This is a genomic window from Fibrobacterota bacterium (assembly GCA_019509785.1).
GTDB lineage: Bacteria > Fibrobacterota > Fibrobacteria > UBA11236 > UBA11236 > Chersky-265.
Map to the genome: position 1 here is coordinate 23811 of JAEKLQ010000064.1, position 11604 is coordinate 35414.

Annotated in this window: 9 protein-coding genes; all 9 read right to left on the reverse strand. The window is 61.5% G+C overall.

The genetic code is table 11. The features are described 5' to 3' along the window. Positions 1-16: 16 nt before the first annotated feature. The gene (locus JF616_18870) at positions 17-370 is read right to left on the reverse strand and encodes a prepilin-type N-terminal cleavage/methylation domain-containing protein (protein ID MBW8889827.1); all 354 of its coding nucleotides are present in this window, start codon (positions 368-370) and stop codon (positions 17-19) included. Then, entirely contained in the window at positions 367-1716 is a 1350-nt protein-coding gene (locus JF616_18875; GenBank protein ID MBW8889828.1) for a hypothetical protein, read from the reverse strand. Before JF616_18875 ends, JF616_18870 begins: the two co-directional genes overlap by 4 nt. Then, on the reverse strand, positions 1716-2171 hold the full coding sequence (locus JF616_18880; protein ID MBW8889829.1) for a hypothetical protein: 456 nt from the start codon (positions 2169-2171) through the stop codon (positions 1716-1718). The genes JF616_18875 and JF616_18880 overlap by 1 nt, the downstream gene beginning before the upstream one ends. After that, entirely contained in the window at positions 2168-2785 is a 618-nt protein-coding gene (pilO, locus tag JF616_18885; protein ID MBW8889830.1) for a type 4a pilus biogenesis protein PilO, read from the reverse strand. The genes JF616_18880 and pilO overlap by 4 nt, the downstream gene beginning before the upstream one ends. Beyond that, positions 2782-4236 carry a PilN domain-containing protein gene (locus JF616_18890; GenBank protein ID MBW8889831.1) on the reverse strand — a complete coding sequence of 485 codons (1455 nt, stop codon included), beginning with the start codon at positions 4234-4236 and terminating at the stop codon, positions 2782-2784. The genes pilO and JF616_18890 overlap by 4 nt, the downstream gene beginning before the upstream one ends. Before the next feature lie 5 nt (positions 4237-4241). Beyond that, complete coding sequence (locus tag JF616_18895; protein ID MBW8889832.1) at positions 4242-6485, reverse strand: hypothetical protein; 2244 nt, start codon at positions 6483-6485, stop codon at positions 4242-4244. Further along, on the reverse strand, positions 6482-8104 hold the full coding sequence (locus tag JF616_18900) for a type II/IV secretion system protein (GenBank protein ID MBW8889833.1): 1623 nt from the start codon (positions 8102-8104) through the stop codon (positions 6482-6484). Before JF616_18900 ends, JF616_18895 begins: the two co-directional genes overlap by 4 nt. Continuing rightward, on the reverse strand, positions 8101-10194 hold the full coding sequence (locus JF616_18905; GenBank protein MBW8889834.1) for a hypothetical protein: 2094 nt from the start codon (positions 10192-10194) through the stop codon (positions 8101-8103). The genes JF616_18900 and JF616_18905 overlap by 4 nt, the downstream gene beginning before the upstream one ends. Before the next feature lie 174 nt (positions 10195-10368). Continuing rightward, a complete protein-coding gene (locus JF616_18910; protein MBW8889835.1) occupies positions 10369-11433 on the reverse strand; it encodes a hypothetical protein in 1065 nt (354 codons plus the stop codon). Positions 11434-11604: the final 171 nt, after the last annotated feature.

Genomic DNA, 11604 nt, shown 5'->3' on the forward strand with positions numbered 1-11604 from the left:
TTGCAAAGTCCCTTGCTCACGGGGCCTCCGCGAAATAGCCGGCCTTGAGCTCCGCCAGGGGACGGCCTTGCCGGTCCAACGCCTGCCCCAAGATACGCGTCTCATCCGCATTCCGTTCGATGTGCAGGACCAATTTCAGGTAGAAGGGGGAGGACGTTTCGCGGATGGCGTCATGATCCCAGCGCAACAGGACCGCCCGGTTGAGTTCGGATTCGAGGGCCTGGGTCGCGCGGAATTTGTCCCAGGCCGCCTGGCTGGCGCGGGAATGGTAAAGCCAGAAGGACGCGGGAAGCAGGATGGTTGCCGCCAACGTCATGGCGATCAGGGTTTCCATCAAGGTGAATCCGCGCGCGGCCGGATACTTCGTCATAGCGACCCCAACGCGAAAACGGCGGGCTCCAAACCGGGGAAAAGCAGGGGCGCCGGGATGCGCGCCCGGGATTGGGAGATTCGGCTATCCTTCAGGTGTCCCATCCAGATTGTTCCCGCATAATTGAGCCTGAGATTCTGGCAAAGCAGACTCCCCACCAAATCGCCTTCCATGCGGGCATAACAGGGCGTGAAAAGGAATCCGGACAGGCGGACGCCTTTGGCGACTACCAGCCTCTCCTGCTGATCGTAAGGCGGGTGCTCGCGGCAGGCGGAAACGAACAGTCCCTGCCCTGCGGCCTTTTCGATAAGCATGGCTCCGGCCATGGCCGAATCCGGCCGGCCGCGATTCGACATGCGGCCCCGCGCATAGAAGAAGGGCCAACCCAAAAGCGGCCGATCCGTCGACAAGACGATGCTATCGCCGGCCAGGAATTGGCCGCCCCGGATCGTCCCGCCCGTAATGCGTAAGTTACCCTGGGCGAACGCGATGACCCTGAGGAGTTCGGCGCCCGCGCGGACCTCGATGGATTTCGCGGCCAGCTTGCAATCCTTCAAGCGCGCCCCGGACCCGATGGTCAGCTTGCCCGCGGTTATGCGCGCGCGCGCCATCGCGGTGTCGACGAGGATGGCGGAATCCCCCAGGCGGACATCGGCGACCTTTCCGCTATCGTAGTCGCCGTCGGAAGTGAAATCCCCGGAAGCCAGCATCCGGGATTGGGCCTCCATCCACTTGTCCGCGCGGGCGAAATCCATTCCCGCCCGCTTCCAGGCGTCGGCGATACTGTCCCAGGTGGGGCCCACGTGGCCCGGCCCGCCCGTCCAACGCACGTGGTAATCGGTCGCCTTGCGCACGTCGCCTCGCCAGAGCAGAACAGGACCCGTAACCTGCGCGCTACCCGCCAAAACCATGTTGCCTTCGTGGTTGAGCAGCCCCAAGGCAGGCATCCGGGCCAGATCCAGAGTTTGGCCGAGGAGCGCCTCCTTGGCGGAGGTGCGACCGGGCGAAGGCGTGGGCGAGACCCCGATCGCGACGGCCCGGCCGAACATCCCGTGGCTGCGGACCGAGAGGCGGAAATCGCGGCCTGCATTGTCCAATCGGTATTCCAGCCCCTCGGTGGCGTATCCCAGATCCTGACCGGGACCGGGAGGCCCGATGCGCGACCGGGCGTAGTCCAGGCCGGCCGCGGCCAATAAGCGGGCTTGCGCCTCTCCGCGGCTACGCGCCGCCAGGGCATTGTCCGCGCGGATCAGCCGCCAGACCGTTCCCACCAGTATCGACATGATGGCCAGAAGGGAAAGCACGTACGCCAAGGCCGCGCCCCGTTGGGAGCCGCGGCCACGCATCAGTACTCCAGGGTGAAGGCGTGGCCTTGCCTACGGACCGTAACGCGATTCTTCTCGATCTTGATGACGGTGAGATCCCAGGCGGTGCCGCCTTGTTTGACCAATTCGGTCTGTCCATCCTGCTTAAGGATGGCCACCGGCTCATCGCCCCAAAGGATTCCGCCCAGGACCGCCTTGGGAGGATCGATGACCTTGGGGGGAGCCTTAACGCTTGCCGACTTCGGTACGACGGGCGCCGGTTTCTGCGCATACAGATAGGATTGGAACGGATCGCGGAAAGAAGTATCCAGAGGCGGACGGGGACGGGCCAATAAGGCCATGGCTACCGAGGCGCCCGCGGCCGTTTTGGGATTGGACTCTTCCCCGCCCCCCACCAGGATCATCACCACCCGAAAGACCACATAGCCCCAGACCCCGATGGCGGCCACGAGCAAGGATACGAAGGTCTTTTTCACCGAGACTCCCGCAGGGAGGAGTCGGGCGCGGAGGGGGCGGCGGCTTGGGTAACGCCCGTGCTACCCGTTGAGGATGCTCCCGCGCTCCCGAGGGCGAAGGCGCTAATGCCCAGTTTAGCCTTGATACGCGCCTTGTTGATGGCTTCGGTATGGATGGAGAGCCCGCGGACCTGTATGGCGACGCCCCCGGTTTCGAGATCGCGAAGGTAGCGGACCAATTCCTTGAATCCTCCAGCGACCTCCATTTCGTACGGGAGTTCCCGATAGCCCGGGAAAGGAACCTCATCCAGGGCGGTGATGCCCGCGATGGACAGGGAGCAGGCTTTGGCGCTTTCCACCAGCCGGTTCAGGACTTGGGCGCCCGGGTTGCCGTTGGGCAAGGCGGATCGGAGTTGATGAAGATCCTTTTGGATCCCCACATAGGCCGCGGATAGGCTGTCCGCTTGGCCGGCGCCCGCTTGCAAGGCCTTGTAGGCGCGATAGCGGCCGGTCTGGGCGAAAATTTCCGCGACGGCCAATCCCCCGCCCACCGATAGGATGGCCACGCCCAGGATGATTCCCGCGAACATCCCCGTGAAGGCCAACCTCGCCCGCCAGGCCCGTAGCCCGTTCATGGCGCGCTCCCCAATTGGAAGCGCACCAGATCGCGCCGATTGGCGGCGATCCCGGTCTTCTGCTCCACGACTTCGCCTTTGATCTTTTCGGTGGCCTTGAGCTTCAGCGGGACCGGGACCGGGACCGGGGCAGGTCCGGGCACGCCTTTTTCCACCGCGCCGCCCTTTTCAAGAGCGGAGAGGAATTCCGGCACGCGGCCTTCGGAAGTCGCGAAGCCTTCCAAGCGATACTGGCAGCGGGACCCGGTCTTGCACTCGGCTTCCCAGCTTTCCAACCAGGTCTCGGAAGGGAGCCTGCCCGCGATGCGCTGGAGGTCCGCATACACCGAAGTGCGCCGGGACAGCAGCCCATGCAACCCGCCCAATTCGGCCTCAACGACCGCCTTGCGGCGTTGGAATTCGTCCCACTTCCGCAACTCGCCGGACCAGGAACGGGCCTTGGCTTCCACGGTCCAACGCAGCCCCAAGGCGGCCGCGCCCAGGAGGGCGACCACCAAGGCCAGAACCGCCAGGGACGGAATGCCGTAACGCGCCAGTTCCCCCGCCCGGCGCATCCAGGCCCGTTGCGCCACCGCGGCGGCGGGCCCGGTTCCCGAGAACGTCTCGCGCAGATCCGCTTCCTCGCGGCCGGACCAAGCGGCCGCGGCGGCCACCCGTAACTCCGGCGCTACTTCGGATAGGGGACCCCATTCCGGCGTTGACAGGGGGATCCCGAGGCCGCCCAAGGCGGCTCCGATTTCGCCCCCCGGCCCGTCGCGCCAAATCCGCAGGCCTTCCAAGGGACCCGCGCCGAAGCGTCCGCCGAAATGGTAAACCAAGGCTTTCCGCATCTCGCGGGCGAATGCGGCGGCATCGCGCACCGCGTCCTCCCATCCCGAAAAAACCTTGGCATAGGCGAGCAGTGCATCGGCGCGGAAGAAGAGGACGTGGATGCTATCCGACTCGCCCATTAGGGCCGCCCAGCAACCGGTGGCCGCTCCCAGGTCCAGGACTGGAAGCATTGCCAAGGGCGAGGGAACCAGGTCCCATAGGGCGGCGAGGGGATGGGGCAATCCCTTCAGGAATCCTTGTACGGCATCCTCGCGGGCCAGCGCCAGGCAGGCCCGTTCGCCGACGGGGAGGATATGGCTTTCATAGGCCTCGGCGGACAAGCCTTGCGGACGCGCCCTTTCCAGGGCCCGGGCCGCCTCGTCCGAACCTTCCTCGGAGGCGGGCATGGGTTCCAGCTTGAAGGGAAGATGGGAAAAAGCCGCATGCAATCCGGTGTAGGCCAGTCCATGGGCCTTCGCGAAGGCCTCCGCTTCGGGATATGGCCCGGAAAACGAGTGGACCACGGCGGCCTTGCCCTCGCGCTCGGCGATCGCGCACAGGCGCGCGCCTTGGGCCGTGAATTCGGCCCCCCAATGGACGGCGGGCCGGAAGCGCGCCTCCCACCTCGCTCCGGGACCCATAGCCTTCACTCCAGATCCGATTGCTTCTTCAGGTAGCTATCGGGGGACACGGCGGCATCCTTCCCATAGAAAACATGAGGCGTGACAAATATCATAAGCTGACTGCGGGATTTGGTATCCGAGACGTTCTTGAAAAGCCAGCCGATGACGGGAATGGATCCCAGGAAGGGGAATTGGCGGGTGTTGCGATTCACCGATTCTTTCACGAGTCCGCCCAACACGATGGTTTCACCATCCCTCAAGCGCACTTTGGACTTGAGCACGCGATGGTCCAAGGTCGGCGGGGTATGCGAATCGAACGAGCCTACCGGCTCAGTGAAGTCGGGTACGATATCGCAAGTGATTTCGCCCTGGCCGGTGACGAAAGGGGTCACGGTAAGGGTGACATTGGCCTCTATTTTCACGAAATTCTCGGTGGTTTTCGCCGACACCCCGGCCACCTGGGTATAGTCCGTCTCGCTCTTGAGCAGGAAATATTGGGTCTGCCCCACCGTGATGGTGGCTTCCGATCCGTTCAAGGTGGCGATCTGCGGACGCGAGCGGATCTTAAGGGCCTTCTCCTGCTCCAAGGCCTGGATCTGGGCCACGAAATTCTTGGGAAGGGACACGATGTCCCGCACGCCCGGTATGGCGTCCACGATGGTCTGGCTGCGTTGCTTGTTGAACACCTGATCGACGTTCGGATAGATGTGCTCGCTGCTGGGGACGTTCCGATAGTCCCCCATGAACAGATCGACTCCGTACTGGCGGATGCGATCCATGTCCACGTCCACCACCAACGCCTCGATGAGGATCTGCGGCACCGGCAAATCGATCTGGCTGATGTACTGGGAAAGGCCGTCGATGATCTCGTAGGTGCCCATCACCATGATGGCGTTCTGGCTCTTGACCACTTTTAACTGGGCATCCTTCGATAGCGAGGCGGGAATCAAGTCCATCACGTCGTCAACCTTCAGATGCTTGAGCACGATGAGCTTGGAATTGTTCAGCACCTGCATGGTCTGGGGCCCGATGAAGTAGATGTTGTTGTGCATCCAAAAGGTGAAATCGGTGCCGCGAAACAGGATCTGGAAAGCTTGTTCAATCGGCACGTCGGAGATGTGCATGGTTACCGTGCCCTTCAGATCGCCGTACACCACCGTGCTGATGCCCGATTGCGCGCTGATGGATGCGATGATTTCCGAGACCGGGGCTGCGACCACCTCCATGCTTACCAGCTTATCCTTCACCGAAACCCGCATACGTCCCGGCGAACCCCCGGCCGCCCCGTCCTTCCCCGTCGAATTCCAGGATTCGCGGTAGAAAGTGTAAATGCCGTCCTTCTCGCGCATCGCGAGCCCGTTGGTTTCGGCCAGCAAAGCCAGGCCCTTGCGCAGTTCCATGTCCTTGAAGAAGGCGCTCAAGTCGCCCGTGGCGGACGGCTCTTGAACGATGTTCTTGCCGGTGGCTTCCACCAGGCGACGCACCACCAGATCGGCGGGAATCTTCTGGAGATCGACGGCAAGCTTACCGCCCTCGTAGGTGACGGAGAAGCGCGGGGACGGGGGCAGAACGGCTTTGGGCGGCGGACGCTTTTCCACCTTCACCGCGCCATGCACCACGGACAGCACGTAGCCGTTCTCTTCGGCGATGAGGCGCAAGGCATCCTTCAACTTGATCTTGCTGAAGTTAACCGTAATGGGCCCGGTAACGTCCGAGGCCATCAGGATATTGATTCCGAATTGGAGGCCCAAGCCTTGCAGCACGTCCCGGATTTCCGTATTGCGGACGTTGAGCGATTTGACCATGGCGGTATCGGAAATGGGCAGTTCGACGCTGGGCGCGGGAGGTTCGGGGGCGACCGGAGCACCAGCAAGAGCGGGTGGAAATTGCGGCGCGAAAGAGGCGGAAGGGCCGGAACCTGCCGAAGTGGAGGCGGCCCCTGGCGTGGCCGTGGAAGCGGGGTTGGCGGATGTAGGATCGGCCGAAGCCGCAGGCTGACCGGATTGGGTCGCGGAGGAAGAACTAGGCGCGGTGGATGATGGCACGGCAGTCGCCGGCGCGGCTTGGGAAGAGGCCGAGGCTTGCGACGCGCGCGCCTTCAGGCGTTCCTGACGCAAGGAGTCACGGACGAAAGCCCGGCGGGCCGCGGGGGACATTCCACCGGCGGAGGTTCCCTTGCCTGCGGACGAGGCCCCCGGAGGCTGTGCCACTGCCGATAGGACCGCCAGGGCCAAAGCGGATAAGCAAAATCGAACCACAGCCTTCATGCGGTCTCCCGCAACACTTCTTCCAAGGTCGTAAGCCCGGATTCGATCTTGGCCATCCCATCCTCGCGCAATCCCATCATGCCTTCCTTTACCGCCAGCTCACGGATGGCGGCGGTCTCCTTTTTCGCGGTGATCATTCCCCGTATTCCCTCGGTTACCGGCATGATTTCATAGACGCCCAAGCGGCCCGTATAGCCCGAGCGATTGCAGATATGGCATTTCGCCCCGGAACAATTGGGACAGACGCGGCGGACCAGGCGCTGGGCGCCGATCAAGGTGAGGGCCGAAGCCAGTAGGAACGGTTCGATGCCCATATCCAAGAGGCGAGCGACCGCGCCTGGCGCATCGTTGGTATGCAAGGTCGAAAGCACCAGATGCCCGGTCAAGGCCGCGCGTACGGCGATTTCGGCAGTTTCCTTGTCACGGATCTCGCCCACCATGATGATGTTCGGATCCTGCCGCAGAATCGTCCGCAGGGCATTGGCGAAGGTGTACTCCACTTCCTTCTTCACCGCCGTCTGCGTGATGCCGTCGAGCTTGTACTCGATGGGATCTTCCACCGTCACGATATTGGTCTCCGGGGACTTGATGCGGTTGAGGCAACTATAAAGAGTGGTGGTTTTCCCCGCGCCCGTGGGCCCGGTCATCAGGATCATGCCGTACGGCTGGGTGAGGGCTTTTTCCAGATGCTCCAGGGCCTTCGGTTCCATTCCCAAACGGTTCAGGTCCAGCGCCACTGCCCCCTTGTCCAGGATACGCAGCACCACCTTCTCGCCATGCTCGGTCGGCAAGGTCGAAACGCGCACGTCGATCCCATGCCCTGACCCTTCCATGCGGATGCGACCATCCTGGGGCCGCCGCCTCTCGGCGATGTCCATGTTGGCCATGATCTTAAGGCGGGAAACCACCTCGGCCTTGGATCGCGCGTTGATGGTCCGATGCACGCGCAACACGCCGTCCTGGCGCAGGCGCACCTTCATCTCCCGTTCGAAGGGCTCGAAATGGATGTCCGAGGAACCCGCATGGATGGCTTCGGAAATGATTTCGTTGACCAGGCGCACGACGGGATTATCCGAGTCGCCGGCCTTGGCGCTCAGCCGCACGGGACCGCGGGGCCGCGATGACTCGCCCGGTTGGCCCGGCTGCCCGGCCGGCGAAGCGCCTCCGGCGCCTGCCTTCCCGTTGGCCGCACTGAAGTCGACATAACCGCCCGCGCCCCCGCCGCCCTGGTAATGCTTGGCGATCATCTTTTCGATGGCATCCCGATCCGCGGCGACCGGCAGGATGACGGCGCCCGAAAGCACATGCAAATCGAGGAGCACGTCGAGATCGGTGGGATCGATCAGGGCCACCTTCAACTTTTCGCCGACCCAGGCCAAGGGCATGGCCGCGTAGGTGCGTACGGATTCGGAGGGTAACGCGCGTAAGACGTCCCCCGAAGGGACGTAGGCCAGGATGTCTTCGCCGGTTATGTTGAGCTCGTCCCGCAGCAGGTCCGTGACGGAGGACTCATCGCGGTTGAAGGCGCGCGCGAGACCCTGGGCCAGGCTGTCGCCGCTGACGCGCAGGTCGGACAAGGCGGCTTGGATGCCGGCTTCGATGGCGGGGGCGGCGTTCATTGCACCACGAATCCGATCTTGCGGTTGCGATGCCAGATAGGCTTGCCGCCTATCAGTATTCCGTCCAAGTCCACCCGGATAACCGGGAAACCATTAACCGTGGAAGGCAGAGTGTATCGAACGACGCCCTTCTTACCGTCGTCCCAGCGCATCCATTTCGCGACGGTCGTATCGATATTGTCGTTATAATAAACCTTGGGAATGGGCGGAGAAGAGCCCCAATCCAGGACCGAGCCCGGGTCCGTCGGCGATCTTCGGAAAGTAACGAAAACCGAATCGGTATCGTTCGGGTGCACCTTCAGAACCGGACTTCCCTTCTCGAAGGTGGAATAGATGCTTGGTCCCATCCCCTGTTGCAGGGACGACAAACTGGTGTCCGTGAAGGTCTTCCCCTGATGCTTCGGGATGACCCGGAATTGGATCTGGCCGTTCGTCTTGAACGGCAAAGGACGCTTGTTCAGGTTCGGTTCGAGGGTGGTGGAATAATGGTCGGAGAAGACCAGGGTGGCCGAGTCGGCGAAGCCGGGATAGGCTCCCCATAGGGTCCAATTGTCCGCCGTGATCCCTCCATCCTGATAATAAACGAGCAAGCTATCGGCCTTGACTCCCGAATTGGCGTCCCATCCCCAGCGTAAGCGCGCATACTGATTGCTGGAATCCGGAAACGGGCAAGAATTGGAATCGGCCTGATTGAAGAGGAAGTAGCCGCCGGAATTGAAATACGCGAAGGCGATGTTCTTGGGAAGCCTCACGGCCGTATTCGTTCCAACGCTATCAGGAATGGTGAATTCGCCCGTGATGACCCGTTGGGTATCGCCCTGGGCCAGGAAGTATTGCCCAGCCCCGTTCCGCAACGACAATTGATATCCGTAGGTTTTCCCCCGGATCCATTTCCCGTCCTTCAACCATAGGCGCACTTGGGTATGCTCGGCGTTCCAAAGCGTATCCGTCAGCAAATTCGATTCATTGATCAGGCTCACCGCAATGCGCTCCACCGCATCCACTTTTTGATTGAAGAAGAAGACTAACGAATCGTTCGGCCGCACCGAGTCCCCCGGAGCCTTGATCAGGTACGGCAAGGAAGAATCGCTGGAGATGGTCAAGGTAATGGAGGGAAGCGGCCCATCGTTCAGGACCTCATCCTTGAGGATGGTTACGGTTTTCACCGGCTCGGTGGAAGATCGATCCTTGAAGTAGAGGATCTTCCCATCGAGGGCGGGAACACTGTCCAATTCGAACCGGCCCAAATGCGCGGGATCGCTCGAAGTAAAGGAAACGAAGCTATCGGGCACGGCAAGCGAATCTTTCAAATGGAATTCGACGCGGGCCCCGAGCAAAGGTTGCTTGCCTGAACCGGTGGCGGTGAAAACCTGGCCGGAAATGGAATTGGCGCCCAACGGCATTAAGGTGGCCACCAAGGTGAGAGCGTGGCCCGTGTCGGTCGCGGCCACGGCAGCCTCGAACCATCGCCCGAGGTAGCCAGCCTGTTGTACGAGAACGAGAGTCTTCCCCACCTTCAAGGCGCGCAAGCCGATAGACCCGTTGCCGGCGGTATCCGCTACGATACGGCGATCGCCCGTGCTGTCTTCATAAGTGGCCGTGGCTCGATTTAATTTGTTCAGGTCCGGATCGCGCGGCAAGACGTTTAATTGAATCCGGTCCGCCTCCGTTTCCCCGATTTTACGCATGCGCACCCTGAGCAATCGGGCGATGGGACGATGGAAGACCGAGTCGGGCTTAGCGTTGACGGTGTCGATGGTATCCCGTGAAACGTACCCCGGGCGGCTGAGCTCGAACAAGGTCCGGGAACTGGCTACGGTAGCGATTTGGGCCCGGCCCTCTACGGCGGAGGTGAAATAGCTGGAGGTATCACCGGTGATGGTGGTGACCCTGATACGGACCGACTCGAGGGGCTGCGAGGATACGCTGTCAGCGGCTATAACGACGTAGTCGACGGTAGGTTGGTCCTGGGAAGAATTCAGCGCCTGATCGCAAGAAAGCAGGGCGGCCGAAAGAAGGGCGAGTAGGGCGAGAGCCAAAAGCGAATGAAAGGACGAGCGCGTGGGAACCATGGATTTGAAAGATAGCATGGGGACCGGAAGTTCGGGCCGGCTTTGGGCCCGAATCAACCGGATTAATGGGAAGGTTTAGAGGGGCTAACGCCGGGAATCACCATGCGGCGTGGTGCGATCAGGTTCTCGAACCGGAAATTTTCAAAAGGCGATAACCCGACCCCACGGATCGATCGCCGCCTTGGCCACACATTATCGGTCCGAATGAGCAGCTACCTGTTCAAGACGATCCAAGCGCCGCTCCAGGGCCTGATTCCGTTTGCGTTCTTCGATTGAATACAGGGTAAGCTCTTCTACCTTCTTAAGCAGAACCACGTTCATCTCAGCCAGATTCATTCCCGTCTTCGCCAGGTCCTTCGCGCTCGGCACTTCAGGCAAATGCTTATGAACGTCTACGAATTTTTCCACATCGTCCAAGGACGCCAGACGATAATCCTTTTCGAAAACGTAATCCGGAGTGACGCTCCAGGATTTGGTAACGACCGAGGCAACGGTGATGCTGCCTGTCGCCTTGATGTTGCCATCGATATCCAAACGCTCACCGGGATTCGGATTATTGATGCCCACATTCCCCGAACCGGAGATCGACATGGCCTGCTGAGCACCGGAAACGCGGAAATCGAGCGGGAAGCCGTTCCCGGCGCCCATCCAGACGCGGGTCGGGTTGGTAGAGCCGTCTCCCCGGTAACCGAATCCGATTACGGGGTCAGTTCCATTGCCGATCCCGTTCCTTTCGTAATTGACCCAGGAGTGCTCGCCCGACGCGACACCATCGTCATTCCGCAAGTGGAACGCGCAAACAGGGGAGGAATTTCCTAGAGCCAGCCTTCCGGCGGCATCGATCCGCATCCGCTCACCTACGGCCATGCCCGTCCCGGCCGAATTAAGGACTCCTCCGGTAGCAAAGATGATTGCGCCATTAGAGCCGCCTGCTCCGTTCGGGCCGCTGTTTAAAATGATATTCCCGCCATTCTTCGTCGAAGCGCCTCCTTGCGCGGATAAGACGATGGGAAGACCGTCCGTTGCCGAGGATTGCCCTCCACGTACGTCTAGCGTTCCTTGCGGATTGGGATTGTTGATGCCGACATTCCCCGTACCGGAAATCGTCATGGCCTGAGTGGCATTGGTAACGCGGAAATCGAGAGGGAAGCCGTTCCCGGCGCCCATCCAGACGCGGGAAGGATTCGTTCCATCCGACCGATAGCCGATGCCGAATGACGGATCCGAGGAGTATAAATTACTCCCGTTACGTTCCAAGGAAATCCAAGAATGTTCACCCGACGCTAACCCTTCGTCCCTCCGGATATGCACTGCCGATAGGGGCGTGGGAAGCCCTAACGCAAGTCTACCGAGCGGATCCAACCGCATCCTTTCGCCTGTCGCGAGCGTCCCGTTCGGGCCGATGGTCCCGCCGACTCCGAAAAGGAT

What these genes read in the sequence shown, in the direction of transcription:
- JF616_18870 (MBW8889827.1), bottom strand. Translation starts at nt 370, where the DNA reads ATGACGAAGTATCCGGCCGCGCGCGGATTCACCTTGATGGAAACCCTG.
- JF616_18875 (MBW8889828.1), bottom strand. Translation starts at nt 1,716, where the DNA reads ATGCGTGGCCGCGGCTCCCAACGGGGCGCGGCCTTGGCGTACGTGCTT.
- pilO (MBW8889830.1), bottom strand. Translation starts at nt 2,785, where the DNA reads ATGAACGGGCTACGGGCCTGGCGGGCGAGGTTGGCCTTCACGGGGATG.
- JF616_18890 (MBW8889831.1), bottom strand. Translation starts at nt 4,236, where the DNA reads ATGGGTCCCGGAGCGAGGTGGGAGGCGCGCTTCCGGCCCGCCGTCCAT.
- JF616_18895 (MBW8889832.1), bottom strand. Translation starts at nt 6,485, where the DNA reads ATGAAGGCTGTGGTTCGATTTTGCTTATCCGCTTTGGCCCTGGCGGTC.
- JF616_18900 (MBW8889833.1), bottom strand. Translation starts at nt 8,104, where the DNA reads ATGAACGCCGCCCCCGCCATCGAAGCCGGCATCCAAGCCGCCTTGTCC.
- JF616_18905 (MBW8889834.1), bottom strand. Translation starts at nt 10,194, where the DNA reads ATGCTATCTTTCAAATCCATGGTTCCCACGCGCTCGTCCTTTCATTCG.